Genomic DNA, 19,451 nt, shown 5'->3' on the forward strand with positions numbered 1-19,451 from the left:
CCGGGGGCGGCGGCCGCGCGCGGTGCTGTTCGGGCTGGCCGGGGTCGTCGTCGCGGCCGCGATCGCGCTGATCACCGTGCGTACGGGGCGGGGCCCGCAGCCGCCGTCGGACACCACCCGAGGCCGGACCACGCAGACCCCGCCCGGTGCCCGCCCGGTGAGCCCGGTCGTGCCCGGGCCGGGCGTGCCGGTCGGGACGCCGCCCGGCGGGCGTCCCCGCACCCGGGTGCTGCCGCCCGCGTCGGACACGACCCGCGCGGCCGGTCCCGGTGGTCCGGTGGGGCCGGTCGGGGGCGGGCCGAACGGTCCCGGCGGGCCCGGGGGCTCCGGCGGGTCCGGGGACGGCTCCGGGGACGGCTCGTCGGACACCACGAAGGCGGGCGGGCTCAAGGCCGACCTCAGCCCGACGAAGATCGCGGCCGGAGCCGGGGCGGCGATCGTCACGGCGATGCTCGGCTCGTTCCTCGGCGCGGTCGGCACGGTGATCGGCGCGGCGCTCGGCTCGGTCATCTCGACGCTGGCCACCACGCTGTTCACGCGCTCGCTCGAGGTCAGCAAGGACAAGGCCCTCGCACTGAAGGAGATGGCGGCCCGGCGCGGCAAGGGCGTCGCCGAGGGCACCGCGGTCGCCGCGCAGGACGGTGCCGGCCGCAGCATCGCCGGGCCCACCGGCGAGGAGACGGTGCTCCTGGACCCGTGGCAGACGCCGGGCGGCACCACCCGCGCCGCCGGAACGGGCCACGGCCGGTTCCGCCGGGTGCGGGTCACCCGCAAGACGGTCGTCGTGTCCGCGGTGCTCGGCGTCGTCACCTTCGCGGTGTCGATGTTCCTGATCTCGGGCATCGAGTTCGTGAAGGGCTCGTCGCTGTCCGGCTCCTCCGGCACCTCGGTGAGCAACGTCGTCCGCGGCGGCGCGCCCCCGGCCCAGCAGGAGAACGACCGCGGCGAGGGCTCCGGGGCCGACTCGTCGACGTCGTCGTCGAGCTCGACCTCCACCGAGGAGCCGAGCACCAGCACGTCGGAGTCGACGACCAGCACCCGCGACCGGGACTCCGGTCAGGACGGCTCGGGCTCGTCGAACCCGCTGCAGGACGGGCTGAACCGGGTCCTGCCGACCCAGCAGCCGGGCTCCGGGCAGGACTCGGGCGGCCAGAACTCCGGCGGCCAGAACTCGGGCGACCAGGGCTCGGGCACGCAGAACTGACCCGCGTCCCGCGGCGCCGTCACCCGGCGTCGCGGGATCGGCGCGGTCGGGCCTCAGACCAGCCGGGCCCGCAGCGCCGCCGCGGCCGCACGGGGGTCCTCGGCCTCGGTGATCGCCCGGACCACGACGATCCGGTCGGCGCCGGCGTCGAGGACCTCGTCGAGCCGGTCGCCGTCGATGCCCCCGATCGCGAACCACGGCCGCGACGGGGCGCGCCCGGCGACCGTGCGGACCAGGTCCAGGCCGGGCGCCGGGCGTCCCGGCTTGGTCGGGGTGGGCCAGCAGGGACCGACGCAGAAGTAGTCCACGCCGTCCTCGTCGGCGGCGGTCAGGGTCTCCTCGGGGCTGTGCGAGGACCGGCCGACGAGCACGTCGTCGCCGACGACCCGGCGCGCCCACGGCACCGGCAGGTCGTCCTGGCCGAGGTGGAGCACGTCGGCGCCCGCGGCGAGCGCGACGTCGGCGCGGTCGTTCACCGCGAGCAGTGCGCCGTGCCGGCGGCAGGCGTCGGCGAGCACCTCCAGAGCAGCGAGCTCGGCGCGCGCCTCCAGGGGGCCGTCGGGCCCGCCCTTGTCCCGCAGCTGGACGATGTCGACCCCGCCGGCGAGCGCGGCCTCGGCGAACTCCGCCAGGTCACCACGCGCGGTGCGGGCGTCGGTGCACAGGTAGAGGCGGGCGTCGGTGAGGGCGTCGAGCCGGGCGCGACGGGTGTCCCGGGTGCCGGGACGGGTATCGGTGTCGGACACGGCTCGCAGGCTACGGCGTAGCCTGTGCCGCGGACGACGACGAACCACGGGAGCCCGGGCAGCGGGCTGAGAGGGGACCCGCGACGCGGTCCCGACCGTCGAACCTGATCCGGGTCATGCCGGCGCAGGGAGTGAGGTGGATCCGATGAGCGCGAGTGCCGGACGGCTGGTCGTCGCGGGGGCGGGCGCGGTCGGCCTGTCCCTCGCCCGCGCGGCGGCCCGCGACGGCTGGTCGGTGACCGTGTTCGACCCGGCTCCCGGTCGCGGCGCGTCCTGGGTGGCCGGCGGGATGCTCGCCCCGGTCACCGAGGCCTGGCCGGGTGAGGAGGACCTGCTCGCCCTCGGGCTGGACTCGGTCGCCCGCTGGCCGGAGTTCGCCGCGGCCCTGTCCGCCGACGCCGGCACCGACGCCGGGCTGCACCCGGAGGGCACCGTCGTCGCCGCGACCGGGTCGGGCGACCGCGCCGAGCTGACCGCGCTCGCGGACTACCTGGAGTCCCTCGGCCGTGGCGTGCGCCGGCTGACCGGCCGCGAGCTGCGCCGGCTCGAACCCGCGCTGGGACCCGAGGTCCGCGGCGGCCTGTCGGTGCCCGACGACCCGTCGGTGGACAACCGGCGGTTGCTCGCCGCACTGGCGACCGCGGCCGAGCGGGCCGGGGTCGTGGTCTCCGACCGCGGGGTCGCGCGTGTGCTCGACGACGGCGCCCGCGTCACCGGCGTGCGCCTCGCGGACGGGGCCACGGTCGCGGCGGACGCGGTCGTCGTCGCCGCAGGGGCGCACTCGTCGTCGCTGCACCCGGTGCTCGACGGGCTGGTGCGCCCGGTGAAGGGCGAGATCCTGCGGCTGACCCGGCGCGCCGGGGCGCTGCCGCCGCCGTCGCGGACGGTGCGGGCGCTCGTCGACGGGCGGGCGGTCTACGCCGTGCCGCGGACGCTGCCCGGGTACGGCGACCTCGTCGTCGGCGCGACGACGGCGGAGAACGGCTTCGACACCGACGTCACCGTCGGCGGGGTGCGCGACCTGCTGCGCGACGCCGAGCGGATCCTGCCCGGGATCGCCGAGTACGCACTCACCGAGACCGCCGCCGGGCTGCGGCCCGGCAGCCGGGACAACCTGCCGCTGATCGGGCGCACCGGGCCCGACGGGCTGATCGTCGCCACCGGGCACGGCCGCAACGGGATGCTCCTGGTACCGGTGACCGCGGCGGCAGTGGCGGCGCTGCTGCGCGGCGACGACGTGCCCGAAGCGGTCCGTGCTGCGGACCCGCGACGGTTCGTCCCGGCCGCCGCCGGGGCGCGCGAGGAGGGGAACCACTGATGTTGATCGTGCTGAACGGCGAGCACCGCGAGGTCGACGCCGACGCCGACCTCGCCCGGATCCTGGCCGAGGCCGGGCTTCCGGAGCGGGGGATCGCCGTCGCCGTCGACGGGGAGGTCGTGCCGCGCACGTCATGGGCCGGGCACCGTCCCGGCGACGGCGCGCGCGTGGAGGTCCTGACCGCGGTGCAAGGAGGATGACGATGGCTGTGCAGACCGACAAGCTCGCCTTCGGCGATCACCTCTTCGACTCGCGGCTGGTGATGGGCACCGGAGGGGCGGCGAACCTGGAGATCCTGGAGCGGGCACTGGTCGCGTCCGGCACCGAGCTGACCACGGTGGCGCTGCGCCGGGTCGACGTCGCTGGCGGGACCGGGTTGCTGGACCTGCTGCGCCGCCTCGGGATCGCGGTGCTGCCGAACACCGCGGGCTGCCGCACCGCGGCCGAGGCGGTGCTCACGGCGCGGATGGCCCGCGAGGCGCTGGAGACCGACCTGGTGAAGCTGGAGGTCGTCGCGGACGACACGACCCTGCTGCCCGACCCGGTCGAGCTCCTCGACGCCGCCGAGCAGCTCGTCGACGACGGCTTCACCGTGCTGCCCTACACCAACGACGACCCGATCCTCGCCCGTCGCCTGGAGCAGGTCGGGTGCGCCGCGGTGATGCCGCTCGGCTCCCCGATCGGCACCGGGCTCGGCATCCGCAACCCGCACAACATCGAGATGATCGTGGCCGCCGCGGGCGTGCCGGTCGTGCTCGATGCCGGGATCGGCACCGCCTCGGAGGCGGCCCTGGCGATGGAGCTGGGCTGCGACGCCGTCCTGCTCGCCACCGCCGTCACCCGCGCCGCCGATCCGGAGCGGATGGCGCGCGCGATGCGGCGGGGCGTGGAGGCGGGGTGGGACGCCCGGCACGCCGGCCGGATCCCGCGCCGCTACCGGGCGCAGGCGAGTTCCCCCGACGTCGAGGGCTGAGGGCCGGAGCGTTCCGCGGAACGCGCGGGGGTGGCTCAGGCGGGGGTGACGCCGTCGGCGTGCCGCCGGGCCAGGGCGCGGTAGAAGTCCGGGTTGGTCCGCACCCACCAGCGGGCCTGCTCGGTCAGCTCGCCGCGCTCCTTCGCCGCGGAGCCGAGCATCAGCCGGTCGGCGGGCAGCTCGGAGTTCGGCGTGACCGTCGACCCGGCGGCGACCATCGCGCCCTCGCCGATCCGGGCACCGTCCTGCACGGTGCTGCCGTTCCCGACGACCGCCCGCGCCCCGATCACGGCACCGTGCACCACGCAGAGGTGCCCGATCGTGGCGCCCTCGCCGATCTCGGTGACCGGGTCGTCGCCGCCGTGGAGCACCGACCCGTCCTGCACGTTGGCGCCGGCACGCACGACGATGGGCCCCAGGTCGGCGCGCAGCACGGCGTTGTACCAGATCGAGGCACCTTCCTCGACGCGCACGTCCCCGACGAGCGTCGCGGTCGGGGCGACGAAGGCGTCCGGGTGCACGGTGGGGGAGAGGCCCTCGAGGGCGAACAGCGGCATGGTCGACAGCGTCGCACCCCGCTCCGTGGTTCTCCCGGCACCGCAGCCGTGTCGCCGCCCTACCGTGTCGCCGCCCTACCGTGTCGCTGCCGTCGTGTCGCCGGCTCTGTCGCCGCTTCTTCAGCCGCCGGTCATCGCCCTGTCGTCGGCCGGTCGTGGACGCGGGTGTGCAGGCCGAGGTCGGACAGTTCCAGCGCGGCCAGCGCCGCCACGACGGCGGGGTCCCCGGACCGCCACGCCGCCGCCGGGTCCGGCGCGACCCGGACCAGCCGCGACACCGGCACCCGCGACAGCGCCCGCACGGCCAGCAGATCCGGGGCGGCGGCGCGCGCGGCGACGGCGGCACCGGCCCGCCGGGCGTAGCGCAGCCGCAGCGGGAGCCAGCCGAGCAGCACCGGCAGCAGCATCACCAGCGGGACGACGACCAGCGCCCCGGTCGCGAGAGCGTCGACGGCGCCCCCGAACTGCCGCCCCGCGGCGACGAGCTCGGTGCCCGCCCCTGCGGCCGGATCCAACGCGCGGGCCAGGTCGGACCCGATGAACGGGACCGCACCGACCGCCCCGGCGACCCCGGTGAAGGCGTCGGAGACCCGCCCGCCCGCGACGACCAGCGAGTCACCGGGCCCACGCAGCGCGGACAACCCGTCGTGCACGGCCACGCCGGCGGTGACGGCGAGGACCGTCCACAGCACGGCGACGAGGTCGGCGACGACCTGTCGGGCGATCCGGTCGGGGCGTTCGGCGTACCAGCGCATCGGTCCTGTCTACCGGGCCTGCCCGCCGGCACTGTCCACGGAGGCCGGAAACCGGTCGTCGTCGCGGCCCGCCCGTGCTCTGCCGGGCCGGTGGACCGCTCGCCCTCGGCCGCGCCTCCTGGGACGACGCGCCCGCTGTACGCCCGGAGCCCCGACGCCCCTGACCGCGACCGTGACCCCTGAGTGGAGCCACGGCCTCGGTGAGATCGGCGTCGCGCTCCTCGACCGGGCGGGCTTCCGGTACCGCGTTCCGCGGAACGCGGTCCGGCAACTTGTGCGGCCGCCGTCCAGCTCCTCGCACAGTCGGCTTCCGCGCCCTCGCGCGCCGGTGTCTGTGCCGGGCTCCCGCAGGCTCGGTGCGCCGCGGTCCGCGTCGGCTCCCCAGCCGTACCCGTGTGCCTGTGTCCGTGTCGGGCTGTCCGGCGGAGTGCCTCCGGGTTCAGGCCGCGGTGGTGGCCGTCGCGCCGGGCGGGAGCAGGGCGTCCAGGATTGGCTCGGGGTCGAGCCGATCGCCGTACCAGTCAGGGGTGAGGGTGCTGCGATCGATCCGCAGCCGGGCCCGCGTGTTCCGTTCGACGAGGGACTCGGCGCTGCCGTCCAGCGGTCTGCCCGTGGCCTCGACAGGGCTGCCGTCGGGCCGGTGGAACAGCCAGCCCTCACCGGACCGAGGTACATCCGGTTCCCGGCGCGGTCGCTGAGCAGCACCTGGGCCGGGCGTCGCAGGCTAGACGCTCGGCGGTGCTCGCAGCGATCTCGGGGCCTTCGGCGAGGCGTGCGGTGCCGGTCCCTGCGTCGACGACGACCGTCACCCGCGCCGCGCCCCGCTCCACGACCGCGGTGCCGGCCACGCCGGGCCCGCGGACGACCAGGTCCACCAGAGCGTCGGCCCGCCGGGCCGCCAGGGAGTCGACGACCGCGCCCGGTGCCTGCTCCTCCGTGCGGCGGGCCTGCTCGTGGGGGTCGGCCCCGCCCCATCCCGACCGCCGCTCCTCGCGTGCGGCCGAATCGTCGCTGTCGCTGTCGCTGTCGCTGCCGGTCGGGCCGGCGGGAGTCGGGAGCGCTGCGGCGACCCCGGCCTCGATCGCGGCGATCAGGAGGGCGCCGTTCTCGGGAGTGAGCCGGGCTCGTACGACCAGGGATCCGTCGACGTCGTGGTGCCAGCTCACCCCGCGCCGGGCGGCGACGTCGCTCGGCGGCGCGCAGCGTCGACGCACCGCGCGGACGACGGTCTCGACATGGCTCGCGGTCCCGCCCAGGGCGAGGTCCAGGAGCACCTGCTCGGCGTCGGGCCCGGCCGCGGCACCGGGAAGGGCGACCGCCTCGGCGTCACCCTGCGGCTCCGGAGCAGCGACGGCGACCGCTTCGCTCGCCGTGTCGTCCTGCGGAACCGTGTCTCCGCTGTCGGTGGGCGGCGTGGTGGTCTCCTCCGTCCTCTCGGCGTCCGACACGCCGGAGCCGGCATGTGCTCCCGGGTCGGAGTCGACGTCGGGGTCGCTGGCTGGGCTCCGGAGCGGCTCCATGGCGGGACCCGACGGGGACGGGACGGTCACGCGGTCGAGGATCGCGTCCCCCGCACCGACGAGGCGGGTGATGGCCCGGACCTTGGAGTAGGAGATCCGGCCGGCCGCGAACGCCTCGGTGATCCGGGGCAGCCGGGTCAGCGCGTGCGCGACGCGCAGGTGCTCGGTCGCGGTGCGCAGGCTCATCCCTGCTCGCCAGGTCAGCCAGTGGGCGCAGGACCGGACGCCGACCCCGCACCAGCCGCCGCGGTCGTCGAACTCGGCGAGCAGGCGCAGGAAGCGGCACTCGGCGGCGGCGATGTGGCCGGCGAGACCGAGGAGCTCGGACTCGAGGTCCGGCAGGCTCAGCTCACCGGCCGGCGTGGTCGTGGTCGTCGAGGTGGGCTGGGGCACGGCACTCTCCTCCATCGAACGCATGTTCGAGACGAGTGTGTCGGGTGGGTCCGACAGTTTCGAGCCCGGCGGAGGAGGGGGCCTGGGGCGATCGCGTTCCGCGGAACGCGGCTGCCGGTCGGGACGCCGACAGGTCGACGAAGCGGAACGGGACCTGTCGGACCCTGCCGACCCGTCGGTCAACGGTCGACCAGGACCAGGACCAGGACCAGGACCAGGACCAGGACCGCGTTCCGCGGAACGCGATCGGGGCGCTGGCCGACGGGTCCGACCGGCTTTCCGATCCCGACCGATCGCGCTGCCACCCGCCCCGTGACGGCCGTCGACAAGGCAGACCGCGTTCCGCGGTACGCACTCCGTGCTGCCTGCCGCTGTGCGTGGCGTCGAGCGAGGGGCGGCGGGGGAGGGCGGGTAGGTAGGTAGGTGGGTGGGTGGTGTCAGAGGAGGCCGAGCTTGGTGGCCGCGTAGACCGCCTCGGCGCGGCGCGACACCATCAGCTTGCGCATCAGGTTGCCCACGTGGAACTTGACCGTCGTCTCGGAGATGAACAGCTCGGCGCCGATCGCGCGGTTGGACAGCCCCCGGGCCAGCAGGCGCAACACGTCCAGCTCGCGGTCGGTCAGTCGTTCCCGGTCGGGCATCCCGCCGGACAGCGACCGCACCATCGCCGACGCCGACCGGGCGTCGAACGCGCTCTCCCCGCGGGACACCGCGCGGATGGCACGGACGAGTTCGGTGGTGTCGACGTCCTTCACCACGTAGCCGCGGGCACCCGCCTGCACCGACTCGACGACGAGACGGTCCTCGGCGAAGGTCGTCAGCACCAGCACCCCGATGCCGGGGTGGTCGGCGCACAGCCTGCGGCAGACCTCGAGACCGTCGGTCTGCGGGCCGGACGCCAGCTTGAGGTCGAGCAGCACCACCTGAGGCCGACCGGCTGCGACGGCGGCGAACGCCTCCGGAGCGCTGCCCGCTTCGCCGACGATGCGCAGGTCGTCCTCGCGCTCCAGAACCGCGCGCAGCCCCTGCCGCATGATCGAGTGGTCGTCGACCAGCACGATCCGGATCGGCGGTGCCGCGACGCTCGCGGAGCCGGAGCCGGAGCCGGAGCCGGGACCAGGACCGGGGCCGGTGCGGGTCGCTGCGCTCCCGCCGGCCCCGTGCACCCCACCGCCCGGCGGATCCCCAGCGCCCTGTCCGGACCCGCCCTGCCCGGAGACGCTCTGCCCGCGCGCGACAGCGCTGCCCACGGAGCAGCCCTGCCCGGAGCGGTCGAGTCCGGAACCGCCTCGCCCGGAGCCAGGAGGAACACCGTCGTGTCCGGGGCCGCGACGGATGCCGAGTCCCGCCCTGCCGTCGGCGGGCGCGGTGGGTGCCGGTGCGGCCCCGAGACCTCCCGGGGCGGTCCGTGTGCCGCTGCTCATCCGAGCTCCTCCTGCCCCGGCGTCCCGATCGGGACGTCCACCTGCACCTGCAGCCCACCGATCCGCGAGCGGCGGAACCTCAGGATCCCACCCATCTCGCGGGCGCGGGCGTCCATGTTCACGAGGCCGCGGTGCTCCCCGGAGGGGCCGCGGACCGACGCCGCACGCAGCGTGCGGCGGATCTGCTCGGGGGAGGCGCCCCCGTCGTCGGAGATCGACAGGCGGACGCGACCGCCGGCGTAGGCCAGTCGTACCACCGCCCGCGACGCCGACGCGTGCATCGCCGTGTTGAACAGCGCCTCGCCGGCGATCCGGAACAGCGACTGCTCGTGCTCGTGCGGCAGCGGCACCGGGGCCCCGCCGATTGTGACTTCCACCCGCAGCTCGTCGGGCATGTGCACGGTGGACAGCTGACGCAGCATCGACGGCAGGTCCTTGTCGGCGTGGTCGTCGTCGTTGAGCGCGTAGATCGCCGACCGCAGCTGCTCGACGGCCCGCCGGGTCAGGTCCTTGGCCGTGTCGAGGTGCTGGAGCAGGTCCGGCTCGGTGATCTCCGACCGGCACAGCTCGATGTGCATCCCGGCCGACAGCGCGTACTGGGTGACGCTGTCGTGCAGCTCGCGGGCGATGCGGTGCCGCTCGTTGTCGAGGACCTCCCGCTGGCGTGCCGCGCCGAGCGCCTGCTGGGTGAGCATCAGCTCGTCGTTGCGGACGCGCAGGTCCTCGGCCTGGGCCGCGGTGCGGGCGTGCAGTCGCTCGGCCCGCTCCAGCAGCGCGCAGTTCTGCAGCGCCGACGCCGTCTGACCGGCCAGGATGCGCAGCACCGAATGGTCGGTGTCGTCGATGTGGCGTTCCGGCGGCGTCCACGCGACGAACCCACCCACGGTGCGGCCGTCGAGCCGGATCGGTACGTGCAGGTGCCGGGGGCGCTGGTCGTCGTCGTGGTGGTCGTGGTGGTGGTGGCCGTCGCCGGCGTGCAGCCGTTCCACGTGCCGGCGCACGCGTTCGGGCACCGACCCCAGGTCGGCCCACTCGACGCCGTCCGGCCCGAGGACGACGTGTCGTGGCGCGGCGTCGGGCAGCTCGCCGTCGACGAGCCCGAGCACCACCCAGTCCGCGGACAGGTGGTCGGCCGCCGCGTCGGCAACCGCGCGGACCAGCGCCTCGGAGCCCTCCATCGTGCGGACCAGCGCCGCGGAGATCCGGTCCAGCGCGACGATGACCCGGCGCAGCCGTTCGGCCCCCTCGCGGTACTCCGAGTAGAACGACGGCTTGCCCGTCCGCAGGCCGGTGAGCTGGTCGAGGTCCGGCCGGGCCCGACCCGCGGCGGCCTGCGACGAGGACGGGGCGGGTGTGCGGCGGCGCGGGAAGCGGGCGGCGGCGGTCACTGCGTGGGCCTCCGCGACGGCGTCACAGCGCTTCCCGGAACAGGTCTTCGATCTGCTCCACACTCGCGGTGCGCGGGTTGGTGGTCAGGCAGGCGTCGCCGAGGGTGAGCCGGGACAGCCGCGGGACGTCGGCCTCGCGCACCCCGATGGCGGCGAGCCCGGTCGGGACGCCGACCTCGTCGGCCAGCTTGCGGACCTCGGTCGCGACCATGTCCACGGCCTCGTCGCCGGGCATCCCCGGCCGGGCGGGCAGCCCCATGGCCTGGGCGATCGGGACGAAGCGCGCCGCGTCGGCGTCGGAGGCCGAGCCGTTGAACCGGATCACGTGCGGCAGCAGCACGCCGTTGATCAGGCCGTGCGGCAGGTCGAGCATGCCGCCGACCTGATGGCTCATGGCGTGCGTGGCGCCGAGGATCGCGTTCGTGAACGCCAGGCCCGCCTCGAGCGCGGCCTGCGCCATCGCGGTGCGGGGGCCGTCGTCGTGGCGGCGGATCATCGTGGTCGGCAGGTTGGCGTGGACGAGTGCGACGGCGTGCAGCGCGTGGGTGTCGGTCAGCGGGCCGTGGGCCAGCGACACGAACGCCTCGATGCCGTGGGTCAGCGCGTCCAGGCCGGTCGCGGCGTTGAGCCAGTCCGGCATGGTGACGAGCAGCCGCGGGTCGATCACCGAGACGTCCGGGACCAGGGCGCGGCCCATGATCGTGATCTTGGTGAGGCGCTCGGTGTCGGTGATGATGCAGAACTGGGAGACGTCGGCGCCGGTGCCCGAGGTCGACGGCACCATCACCAGCGGCGGGATCGGGTTGGCGATGCGGTCGATGCCCTCGTAGTCGAGGATCGTGCCGCCGTTGGCCGCGAGCAGGGCGACGCCCTTCGCGGCGTCGATCACCGAGCCCCCGCCGATGCCGATCACCACGTCGCAGCCGGAGCTCTCGTAGCGCTCGAACCCGGCCTGGATCTCGTGGTCCTTCGGGTTCGGGGTGATCTCGTTCCACAGCTGGGGCCGCAGACCGGCGGCGCGCAGATGGCGCAGGAGCTCGGCGGGCCACCCGGCCTCGGTCACCCCCGGGTCGGTGACGACGAACGGCCGCCGCGCCCCGAGACGCAGCGCGGCGTGGGCGGTCTCGGGCAGCGAGTCGGGCCCGAACACGATCTCCGGCGCGTGGAACTTCGACAGCCGCGGTCGCGGCTCCCGCGGGCACTGCGCCGCGCGGACGGTGTACCCCTCGTCGGCACCGGCGCCGCCGGTCTCGCCGTCGAGCACCAGCACCGTCTCCCGCGCCACGGCGCGGTCCGCCCCGTGCCCGGGGACGACGGTGCCTGCCTGACCGGTGAGGACCACGCTGCCCTCCTCCTGCTCCGTGATGGTCGACGGCCCGCCCCGGACGGCGGGCGGCTCGGCCACGAGCGTGTGTCCCACGGTACAGGGACACCCCCCTCTCCCGGCCTCTCGATCGGCGGGCGGCGTGCGGAACCGCAGGTCGGCGGCGAGCACGTCACGCCGCCGACCTGGCCGAAAGCGGGGGGATGTCAGGAGGCGTGGATGGGCCCCTCGCGCTCGGCCAGCCGGATGCCCTCGCCGCCCCAGTGCTGGGCGATCATCTCCGCGGCGATCGACACCGCGGTCTCCTCCGGGGTGCGGGCGCCCAGATCCAGCCCGATCGGCGACGACATCTTCGCGATCTCGGCCTCGGTCACCCCCCGCTCGCGCAGGCGCTCGAGCCGGTCGTCGTGGGTGCGTCGCGAGCCCATCGCCCCGATGTAGCCGACCTCGGGCAGCCGCAGCGCCACCTCCAGCAGCGGTACGTCGAACTTCGGGTCGTGGGTGAGCACGCACAGTGCGGTGCGCTGGTCGACCCGGCCCGCGTCCGCCTCGGCCTGCAGGTAGCGGTGCGGCCACTCGACGACGACCTCGTTGGCCCCCGGGAAGCGGCTCGCGGTCGCGAACACCGGCCGGGCGTCGCAGACGGTCACCCGGAAGCCGAGGAAGCTGCCCATCCGGGCCACCGCGGCGGCGAAGTCGATCGCCCCGAACACGATCATGCGGGGCGGCGGCGCGAACGACTCGACGAAGATCTGCAGCCCCTCCCCGCGACGCTCACCGTGGACGCCGTAGGTCAGTGTCGCGTTGCGGCCGGAGTCGAGCAGGCCGCGGACGTCGTCGCGCACGGCGTCGTCGATCCGGTCCGAGCCGGTGCCGCCCTCGGTCTTGTCCGGCCAGACGATCAGGCGCTTGCCGAGCAGCTCCGAGGGGCCCGCGACGACCGTGGCCACCGCGACCGGGTCCTCGTCGCGGATCGCCTCGGCGATGCGGCCGAGCTGTTCGTAGGTCTCCGGGGTCACCTTCTCCACGAAGATGTCGAGGATGCCGCCGCAGGTCAGGCCGACGGCGGACGCGTCGTCGTCGGAGACGCCGTAGCGATGCAGCACCGGTCGTTCCTCGGACAGCACCTGCTGCCCGAGCTCGTAGACCGCGCCCTCGACGCAGCCGCCCGAGACCGAGCCGACGGCCTCGCCCGCCGGGCCGACGAGCATCGAGGCCCCCGGCTGGCGCGGCGCGGACCGGAAGGTCCCGACCACTGTCGCGAGCGCGGCCGGCTCACCCTTGCGCCACCAGCCTTCGAGCTGGTCGATCACGTCACGCATTGCGCACCACCTCGAGCAGTCTCTCCAGCGTGTCCAGGCTGTGCCCGGCCAGCAGGTCGTCCAAGTGCGGAAGGGCCGCGACTATTCCCCCCTGGACCGGGGCGTAGCCGTCCTTGCCTGCGTGCGGGTTGACCCAGATGAGCCGATGGGCCAGCCGGGACAGCTGCTCGGCCTGGGTCCCGAGCAGCTCGGTGCCGCCGCGTTCCCAGCCGTCGGAGAAGACGACGACGACCGCCCGGCGGGCCGCCCCGCGGCGTCCCCAGCGGTCGACGAAGGCCTGCAGCACCTCGCCCAGCCGGGTGCCGCCCGACCAGTCCGGGATGGCCCTTCCCGCGGCGCGCAGTGCGTGCTCGGGGTCGCGCAGCCGCAGCTCACGGGTGATCCGGGTGAGCCGGGTGCCCAGGGTGAACGCCTCGACCGAGCGCGGCGAACGACGGACGACGACGTGGGCGAAGCGCATCAGCGCATCCGCGTAGGGCTCCATCGAGCCGGACACGTCGATCAGCAGCACGACCTTGCGCGGCCGACGCGAGGTGTCGCGCCGGGCGAGCCGGAAGATCTCGCCCTGGTTGCGCAGCGCCGCGCGCAGCGTGCGCTGCGGGTCGGCCTCACCGTGCCGGTTCCGCCTGCGCCGCCGCGACGCCCGGGTCGGCGGCTCCGGTCTGAGGAGGGTCATCAGCCGGCGCAGGTGTTCGCGCTCGGCGGGGGAGAGCTCCCCGACGTCGCGGTTGCGCAGGACCTCCGCACCGGTCGCGGCGGCCTTGATCTGCGGGCCGTCGGCGTCGTCGGAGTCGTCCTCCCCGCCCTCGCGGCCCGGCAGCAGCGCGGCCAGCTTCGGCGGTGCGGGCGGGCGGTCGTCGCGGTTGCTCGACGGACGGTTGCTGGTCGGCTCGAACCAGGACGGGAACGCCAGGTCGTACCGGACGATGTCGTCGGGGTCGGCGCACAGCGTCAGCCGGCCGGCCCAGTAGGCCTGGTCCCGGTCGGTCACGTCCAGGGTGTCCAGCGCGTCCAGGTAGGCGGTCACCCGGTCCTGGGTGACCGGGACGCCGGCCGCGCGCAGGACCTCGGTGAACCCGACGAATCCGGTCAGCAGCTCGTCTGAGGTGCCGGAGGGCTCCGCCGCGGGCGGCCGGGGCGGGGCCGCCGGGGACGGGCTCGAGGGAACGGTCATCGCGGCCGGGTCAGGACGCCAGCAGGGTGTCGAGCTGCTTGTGGACCCGGTCGGCGTCCTCCCGGTACTTGAGGACGGCGCCGAGGGTGCGCGCCGCCGACTCCGGGTCCAGGTGCCGGGCGCCGATCAGCTGTAGCGCCCGCGCCCAGTGCAGGGTCTCCGCGACGCCCGGCGGCTTGATCAGGTCGGTGTGGCGCAGCTTCTGCACGGCCCGCGCGACCGACGCGGCGAGCCGCTCGGGCACCTCGGGCAGCCTACTGTGCAGGATCTCGATCTCGCGCTCGATGTTCGGGTGCTCCAGCCAGAGGTAGAGGCAGCGGCGCTTGAGCGCGTCGTGCACCTCCCGGGTCCGGTTCGAGGTGAGGACGACGACCGGCGGCGTCGCGGCGCGCACCTCCCCGAGCTCCGGGATGGTCACCGCGTGCTCGGTGAGGACCTCCAGCAGGAAGGCCTCGAACTCGTCGTCGGCGCGGTCGATCTCGTCGATGAGCAGCACCGACGGGCTGGTGCGCAGCGCCTGCAGGATCGGGCGGGCCAGCAGGAAGCGCTCGTCGTAGAGACCTGCCTCGACCGTGTCGGGGTCGAACCCGTCGCGGCCGCTCGCGGCCTCCAGGGTGCGCAGGTGCAGCAGCTGACGGGGGAAGTCCCAGTCGTAGAGGGCCTGACCGGAGTCGATGCCGTCGTGACACTGCAGACGGATGAGCGGTGCGTCCAGCGTGGCGGCCAGTGCCTGGGCCAGCGCGGTCTTACCGGTCCCCGGCTCGCCCTCGCAGAAGAGCGGACGGTTCATGCGCAGGGCGAGGAAGGCCGCCGTCGCGAGACCGTCGTCGGCGAGGTAGCCGGTCGCGCGCAACGCGTCGGCGAGCTCGGCCGGGCTCCCGGGGCCGGGTGCGGTGTCGTTCACCGAACCAGCATGCAGGACGAGCGGTGAACGAGGCCACAGCAGGAGGGGCCCTCCTCACCGCGCGGGCGGGTCGAGCACCTCGCCCTGAGGACGAACGAGCGGCCCGGAAGGTTCGAGTTGCTTCCGAATCAGAAATGTTCATGACCGCGTGATAGGTCCGTGATGTGACGTCGTTGACCAGTGCGTTTAGGGAGAATCTGATAATTACACGCTTGTTACAGTGATTCCGCTCACGGGGCCCTTCGTTGACGAATTCTTTCCGCCCATTCACCTTTCTGTCGGCCGGTCCACCGGATCGGCCACCTGAACGAGTCACACATCCGGACCCGCCGCGCCGAACCACCCCCGTCCCGCGGCTGTCCGGTCCGTCGAGGAACGGAACGGGACGGGGACGAGAGAGACCACCTCCGCGGGCGTCATGGACGTCGCTCCCCGGTCCCGATCGACGCACCCGCGACGACACGGCGGGCACACCTGTGCCCTGGGGACCTCCTGTGCGGAGTGTGTGTGTCCTCGGGCCGGCGCGGTGGGAGCGAAACGATGACCAAGGGACCCAAGGGCCGAAGTCTCCTGCGCATGGCTGCGGCGGGTGTCGTCGCGGTCGGTGCGACGGCTGCGATCGCCGGCACCGCCAACGCTGCCCCGGACAGCGTCTGGGACCAGCTCGCCCAGTGCGAGAGCGGCGGCAACTGGTCGATCAACACGGGCAACGGGTACCACGGCGGGCTGCAGTTCTCCCCGTCCACCTGGGCCGCCTTCGGCGGTTCGGGTTCGGCGGCCAACGTCAGCCGCGCCGAGCAGATCGCGGTCGCCGAGCGGGTGCTGGCCGCTCAGGGCTGGGGCGCCTGGCCGTCCTGCTCGAAGAAGCTGGGCATCACCGGCTACTCGGCCGACACGAGCAAGCGCGTGAAGGCGTCGGCCCCCGCCGCGTCCGCGCCGAAGAAGGCCGCTGCCCCGGCCGCCGGTGGGTACACCGTCAAGGCGGGCGACACGCTGAGCCGGATCGCTGCCGCGCACGGCACCTCGGTGGCGAAGCTGGCCGCCGCGAACGGCATCGGCAACGTGAACGTGATCAGCGTCGGTCAGGTCCTGAACCTCGGCTGATCCCGCCGACCGTCCCCGGACCGCCATCCGGGACGGACGGCACGGGGCGCGCGGTGTCCCCAGCACCCGCCCCGGCGGACGACGGCCCGGGTCCCCTTCCCCTCGTGGGGAGGCGGACCCGGGCCGTTCCGTCGTTCCGGGTGTGCGCCACCGTTCCGGGGCGCGCAGCGGGCTCAGGTGGAGTTGACCCACTCGTCGGAACCGTCGGCGAACCGCTGGTGCTTCCAGACCGGCAGCAGGCGCTTCACCTCGTCGACGAGCTCGGCGCAGGCGGTGAACGCCTCCCGGCGGTGCTCGGCGGCGACGGCGCAGGCGAGGGCCACCTCGCCGATGTCGAGCGGGCCGACGCGGTGGCTCACCGCGAGCGCCCGGACGCCGGGGGAGTGCGCGGCCACCTGCTCGGCGACCTCGGCGACGATCCGGGCGGCCGTCGGGTGCGCGCTGTACTCCAGCCCGTGCACCGACTTCCCGCCGTCGTGGTCGCGGACGACACCGGCGAAGGTGACGACCGCGCCGGCGGCGGCGTGCTCGACCAGGCGGGCGTGCTCCTCGACGTCGAGCGGCTCCTCGCCGACGGCCGCACGCAGGACCGTCGCGGTCCGCGTGGTGGCGGGATCGGTCATCGGTGGTCTCCTCCGTGCAGCTGGTCGACCGCGTGGTCGAGGACCCCGGCGAGCACGCCGAGGCCGTCCTTCACCCCGCCCGGGGAGCCGGGCAGGTTGACGATCAGGGTGCGGCCCGCGACCCCGGCCAGGCCACGGGAGAGCACGGCAGTGGGGACCTTCTCCTCCCCGGCGCGGCGGATCGCGTCGGCCAGGCCCGGGATCTCGTGGTCGAGCACGGCCCGGGTGACCTCGGGGGTGGCGTCGGTGGGGGAGATACCGGTGCCCCCGGTCGTGACGACGACCGCGACACCGTCGGCGACGGCGGCCCGCAGCGCCTGTCCGACCGGCTCCCCGTCCGGCACGACGACCGGGTCCGGGGTGTCGTAGCCGCGCTCGCGCAGCCAGGCGACGATCGGCGGCCCGCCGCGGTCGGTGTAGACGCCCGCCGCGGCGCGGTTGGAGGCGGTGACCACCCGGGCGGTGCGTGCGGCGGTCATGCCCCGCGCTCCCACAGGCCGGTCTTGCCGCCCTCCTTGCGTTCGACGCGTACGGCGTCGAGCACGGCGGCCGGGTCCACGGCCTTGATCATGTCGTGCAGGGTGAGCCCGGCGACGGCGACCGCGGTCAGGGCCTCCATCTCCACCCCGGTGCGGTCGGTGGTGCGGACCTCGGCGCGGATGGCGACCCGGCCGGCGTCGCCGTCGGTGGCCGGGGTCAGGTCGAGTGTCACCCCGCTGATCGCGATCGGGTGGCAGAGCGGCACGAGGTCCGGGGTGCGCTTGGCGCCCATGATCCCGGCGATGCGGGCGGTGGCGAGTGCGTCGCCCTTGGGGAGACCGTCGGTCTCCAGCAGGCGCACGACCTCGGCCGTGGTGTGCAGCGTCCCGGTGGCGACCGCGGCGCGGCGGCCGGGCTGCTTGTCCGACACGTCGACCATCCGGGCCGCCCCGGCGTCGTCGACGTGGCTGAGCGCGGGGTCGGGCCGGCGGTGCTCGGTGGTCACACCCCGACAGTACGGGGGGCGTCGACGGGGTGGCCCCCGCCACTCCCCGTGCCCGAGGCGGGGCCTCCGGATGGAGCAACGACTGTGATCTGTATCACGTTTGTGGAACTGATCGAACCGTTTGCGCGAACGTTTCCGGTTCGTGATCGGGGCTTGTCACCTGCGCAAACGTGAGACCTGGCCATCGGGTGTCCGGTACGTCCGACGCCACGCCGTGTCGCCGTCGACTTTCGCGTCGCTCTGACGTGACCTACCTTCGGTCCCGGCTCGGCCGACTCCCCCAATGCGGCCGGGCTCCGGTGCCGCAACGCTCCCTGTCCGGCGGTCACCGGCCCCCGAGGTATCGGTGTGGGACAGGTCCGATCGTCAGACGGATCGGTGGCCGCTCCCCCGGCTGCCGGTACGGGCACCCACTCCCCGGGTGCGGTTCGGGTGGCGTCACGCGGGAGACCTGCCATGCCTCGTTACCGTGGGAAACACCGTAAACCGAGCACCGCCGGCCGCACGATCGTCCGGACCGCCGTCGCCGGTGCCGTCCTCGGCGCCCCGATGCTGACCGTCGTGGGCACCGCGAACGCCGCCTCCGACTCCACCTGGGACTCGCTCGCGCACTGCGAGAGCACCGGGAACTGGGCCGCGAACACCGGCAACGGCTACTACGGCGGCCTGCAGTTCAGCCCGAGCACCTGGAAGGCCTACGGCGGTGGCGAGTACGCCGCGTCGGCGCACCAGGCCACCCGGGCCGAGCAGATCGCCGTCGCCGAGAAGGTCCTGGCCGCACAGGGCTGGAACGCCTGGCCGTCCTGCTCGTCCAAGACCGGTGCATCCGGGTCCGCCACGCCGCGGACCCTGGAGACCGACGCCGGCACCCGGGCCCCGGAGCGGGTGAAGGCCAGCGCCCCCGCGGCGTCGTCCGGCGGCACCTACACGGTGAAGTCCGGCGACACCCTGGGCAAGATCGCGGCCGCGCACGGCATCGCGAACTGGAAGAACCTGCTGTCCAAGAACCCGGGCCTCGGCGCCGGGCACCTGATCACCCCCGGCCAGGTCATCAACATCTGACCCCGGCACGACGATGCCCCGGCCCCTCGCGGAGGGACCGGGGCACGGGTGTGTCGGGGCCGGTGCGGCGGCTCAGGTCCCGGCGAGGCGGCGCAGCTGCCCCGGGGTGTCGACGTCGTCGGGGACGGCGACGTCGCCGCACTCGACCAGCTCCACGTCGGAGCGGCCGGCCAGGTAGTCGCGGGCGCCGGAGTCCCCGGAGGACAGTGCGACGACGCCCGACCAGTGGTCCCGGCCGATCAGGACGGGATGTCCGGGGACGCCGTCGAACGCGGCCCGCCGCAGCGACGACGGTCCCGCACCCTCGGCGACCCGGCGGATCGCCTCCGGCCCGATGCCCGGCAGGTCGACCAGGTGCACCAGCGCCGCGCCGGTGCCGGGCAGGTGGGTCAGCGACCCCAGCCCGCGCCGCAGCGACGCGCCCATGCCCTCGTCCCAGTCCTCGGCGACCACGACACCGACGTCACTGCCGTCGGTGCCCAGGCCCGCGCTGCGCAGCACGTCGGTGACGTCGTCGGCGCGGGCGCCGAGCACGACCGTGACCGGGCCGCACCCACCCGCCTGCAGCGCCTTGACCGCCCGCACCGCGAGTGGCTCGCCGTGCAGCCGGACCAGCGCCTTCGGGGTGCCCATGCGGCGCCCGGCGCCGCCCGCGAGCAACAGACCGGCGACCAC

The 19,451-nt window shown here is 74.9% G+C and carries 20 protein-coding genes and 1 riboswitch; of the genes, 6 read left to right on the forward strand and 14 right to left on the reverse strand.

All coding sequences use genetic code 11. The features are described 5' to 3' along the window. Positions 1 to 1,204 (forward strand): hypothetical protein (locus tag FVA95_RS30825; protein WP_161992287.1); only part of this gene is annotated, 1,204 nt, incomplete at its 5' end. 53 nt (positions 1,205 to 1,257) lie between these two features. Here FVA95_RS30825 and thiE read toward each other — a convergent pair. Further along, on the reverse strand, positions 1,258 to 1,950 hold the full coding sequence (gene thiE, locus FVA95_RS12255) for a thiamine phosphate synthase (protein WP_149664332.1): 693 nt from the start codon (positions 1,948 to 1,950) through the stop codon (positions 1,258 to 1,260). 39 nt (positions 1,951 to 1,989) lie between these two features. After that, a riboswitch (TPP riboswitch) is annotated at positions 1,990 to 2,099 on the forward strand. Here thiE and thiO point away from each other — a divergent pair. From thiO to FVA95_RS12270, 3 genes are all read left to right on the forward strand, one after another. Beyond that, the gene (gene thiO, locus FVA95_RS12260; protein ID WP_149664333.1) at positions 2,096 to 3,268 is read left to right on the forward strand and encodes a glycine oxidase ThiO; all 1,173 of its coding nucleotides are present in this window, start codon (positions 2,096 to 2,098) and stop codon (positions 3,266 to 3,268) included. (Overlaps the previous riboswitch by 4 nt.) Next, a complete protein-coding gene (gene thiS / locus FVA95_RS12265; RefSeq protein ID WP_020623060.1) occupies positions 3,268 to 3,468 on the forward strand; it encodes a sulfur carrier protein ThiS in 201 nt (66 codons plus the stop codon). Before thiO ends, thiS begins: the two co-directional genes overlap by 1 nt. Before the next feature lie 2 nt (positions 3,469 to 3,470). Then, positions 3,471 to 4,241 (forward strand): thiazole synthase, encoded by a 771-nt coding sequence (locus tag FVA95_RS12270; RefSeq protein WP_043277356.1) that lies wholly within the window; start codon positions 3,471 to 3,473, stop codon positions 4,239 to 4,241. A 35-nt stretch (positions 4,242 to 4,276) separates the two neighbouring features. On the opposite strand, the gene FVA95_RS12275 is transcribed toward FVA95_RS12270, so the two are convergent. From FVA95_RS12275 to FVA95_RS12315, 9 genes are all read right to left on the reverse strand, one after another. Continuing rightward, entirely contained in the window at positions 4,277 to 4,798 is a 522-nt protein-coding gene (locus FVA95_RS12275; RefSeq protein WP_075309798.1) for a gamma carbonic anhydrase family protein, read from the reverse strand. A 131-nt stretch (positions 4,799 to 4,929) separates the two neighbouring features. Next, positions 4,930 to 5,553, reverse strand: a complete 624-nt coding sequence (locus FVA95_RS12280; RefSeq protein WP_149664334.1) for a hypothetical protein — start codon at positions 5,551 to 5,553, stop codon at positions 4,930 to 4,932. Positions 5,554 to 6,209: 656 nt separating this feature from the next. Further along, positions 6,210 to 7,466 carry a DUF222 domain-containing protein gene (locus FVA95_RS12285; RefSeq protein WP_205015833.1) on the reverse strand — a complete coding sequence of 419 codons (1,257 nt, stop codon included), beginning with the start codon at positions 7,464 to 7,466 and terminating at the stop codon, positions 6,210 to 6,212. A 437-nt stretch (positions 7,467 to 7,903) separates the two neighbouring features. Further along, positions 7,904 to 8,533, reverse strand: coding sequence for a response regulator transcription factor (locus tag FVA95_RS12290; RefSeq protein ID WP_060715030.1), 630 nt, complete (start codon positions 8,531 to 8,533; stop codon positions 7,904 to 7,906). A gap of 353 nt (positions 8,534 to 8,886) precedes the next feature. Next, positions 8,887 to 10,278 (reverse strand): histidine kinase, encoded by a 1,392-nt coding sequence (locus FVA95_RS12295; protein WP_149664336.1) that lies wholly within the window; start codon positions 10,276 to 10,278, stop codon positions 8,887 to 8,889. 22 nt (positions 10,279 to 10,300) lie between these two features. Then, positions 10,301 to 11,683 carry an iron-containing alcohol dehydrogenase gene (locus FVA95_RS12300; RefSeq protein ID WP_240051441.1) on the reverse strand — a complete coding sequence of 461 codons (1,383 nt, stop codon included), beginning with the start codon at positions 11,681 to 11,683 and terminating at the stop codon, positions 10,301 to 10,303. A gap of 125 nt (positions 11,684 to 11,808) precedes the next feature. Continuing rightward, on the reverse strand, positions 11,809 to 12,924 hold the full coding sequence (locus tag FVA95_RS12305) for an XdhC/CoxI family protein (RefSeq protein ID WP_149664337.1): 1,116 nt from the start codon (positions 12,922 to 12,924) through the stop codon (positions 11,809 to 11,811). Then, positions 12,917 to 14,098 carry a VWA domain-containing protein gene (locus tag FVA95_RS12310; RefSeq protein WP_149664338.1) on the reverse strand — a complete coding sequence of 394 codons (1,182 nt, stop codon included), beginning with the start codon at positions 14,096 to 14,098 and terminating at the stop codon, positions 12,917 to 12,919. Before FVA95_RS12310 ends, FVA95_RS12305 begins: the two co-directional genes overlap by 8 nt. A gap of 10 nt (positions 14,099 to 14,108) precedes the next feature. Beyond that, positions 14,109 to 15,002 (reverse strand): MoxR family ATPase, encoded by an 894-nt coding sequence (locus FVA95_RS12315; protein ID WP_149664339.1) that lies wholly within the window; start codon positions 15,000 to 15,002, stop codon positions 14,109 to 14,111. Positions 15,003 to 15,542: 540 nt separating this feature from the next. On the opposite strand from FVA95_RS12315, the gene FVA95_RS12320 reads away from it, so the two are divergent. Beyond that, a complete protein-coding gene (locus FVA95_RS12320) occupies positions 15,543 to 16,106 on the forward strand; it encodes a transglycosylase family protein (protein WP_149664340.1) in 564 nt (187 codons plus the stop codon). Positions 16,107 to 16,279: 173 nt separating this feature from the next. Here the strand turns inward: FVA95_RS12320 and FVA95_RS12325 are convergent, their stop codons facing one another. Genes FVA95_RS12325 through moaC form a run of 3 tightly spaced genes read right to left on the reverse strand, consistent with a single transcriptional unit; the run spans position 16,280 to position 17,714 of the window. Beyond that, positions 16,280 to 16,729, reverse strand: a complete 450-nt coding sequence (locus FVA95_RS12325; protein WP_020623617.1) for a molybdenum cofactor biosynthesis protein MoaE — start codon at positions 16,727 to 16,729, stop codon at positions 16,280 to 16,282. Beyond that, positions 16,726 to 17,208, reverse strand: a complete 483-nt coding sequence (locus FVA95_RS12330; RefSeq protein WP_062403845.1) for a molybdenum cofactor biosynthesis protein B — start codon at positions 17,206 to 17,208, stop codon at positions 16,726 to 16,728. Before FVA95_RS12330 ends, FVA95_RS12325 begins: the two co-directional genes overlap by 4 nt. Next, complete coding sequence (gene moaC / locus FVA95_RS12335) at positions 17,205 to 17,714, reverse strand: cyclic pyranopterin monophosphate synthase MoaC (protein WP_255474644.1); 510 nt, start codon at positions 17,712 to 17,714, stop codon at positions 17,205 to 17,207. Before moaC ends, FVA95_RS12330 begins: the two co-directional genes overlap by 4 nt. 456 nt (positions 17,715 to 18,170) lie before the next feature. On the opposite strand from moaC, the gene FVA95_RS12340 reads away from it, so the two are divergent. Then, positions 18,171 to 18,776, forward strand: coding sequence for a transglycosylase family protein (locus FVA95_RS12340; protein ID WP_020623620.1), 606 nt, complete (start codon positions 18,171 to 18,173; stop codon positions 18,774 to 18,776). A 72-nt stretch (positions 18,777 to 18,848) separates the two neighbouring features. Here FVA95_RS12340 and FVA95_RS12345 read toward each other — a convergent pair whose 3' ends face one another. After that, positions 18,849 to 19,451, reverse strand: a complete 603-nt coding sequence (locus FVA95_RS12345) for an NTP transferase domain-containing protein (RefSeq protein WP_020623621.1) — start codon at positions 19,449 to 19,451, stop codon at positions 18,849 to 18,851.

It is taken from the genome of Pseudonocardia sp. EV170527-09 (genome assembly GCF_008369905.1).
Taxonomy (GTDB): Bacteria; Actinomycetota; Actinomycetes; order Mycobacteriales; family Pseudonocardiaceae; genus Pseudonocardia.

What these genes read in the sequence shown, in the direction of transcription:
- FVA95_RS12275 (WP_075309798.1), bottom strand. Translation starts at nt 4,798, where the DNA reads ATGCCGCTGTTCGCCCTCGAGGGCCTCTCCCCCACCGTGCACCCGGAC.
- FVA95_RS12330 (WP_062403845.1), bottom strand. Translation starts at nt 17,208, where the DNA reads ATGACCGCCGCACGCACCGCCCGGGTGGTCACCGCCTCCAACCGCGCC.
- FVA95_RS12340 (WP_020623620.1), top strand. Translation starts at nt 18,171, where the DNA reads ATGCCTCGTTACCGTGGGAAACACCGTAAACCGAGCACCGCCGGCCGC.
- FVA95_RS12305 (WP_149664337.1), bottom strand. Translation starts at nt 12,924, where the DNA reads ATGCGTGACGTGATCGACCAGCTCGAAGGCTGGTGGCGCAAGGGTGAG.
- FVA95_RS12310 (WP_149664338.1), bottom strand. Translation starts at nt 14,098, where the DNA reads ATGACCGTTCCCTCGAGCCCGTCCCCGGCGGCCCCGCCCCGGCCGCCC.
- thiS (WP_020623060.1), top strand. Translation starts at nt 3,268, where the DNA reads ATGTTGATCGTGCTGAACGGCGAGCACCGCGAGGTCGACGCCGACGCC.
- thiO (WP_149664333.1), top strand. Translation starts at nt 2,096, where the DNA reads ATGAGCGCGAGTGCCGGACGGCTGGTCGTCGCGGGGGCGGGCGCGGTC.
- FVA95_RS12325 (WP_020623617.1), bottom strand. Translation starts at nt 16,729, where the DNA reads ATGACCGATCCCGCCACCACGCGGACCGCGACGGTCCTGCGTGCGGCC.
- FVA95_RS12280 (WP_149664334.1), bottom strand. Translation starts at nt 5,553, where the DNA reads ATGCGCTGGTACGCCGAACGCCCCGACCGGATCGCCCGACAGGTCGTC.
- FVA95_RS12320 (WP_149664340.1), top strand. Translation starts at nt 15,543, where the DNA reads ATGACCAAGGGACCCAAGGGCCGAAGTCTCCTGCGCATGGCTGCGGCG.
- FVA95_RS12270 (WP_043277356.1), top strand. Translation starts at nt 3,471, where the DNA reads ATGGCTGTGCAGACCGACAAGCTCGCCTTCGGCGATCACCTCTTCGAC.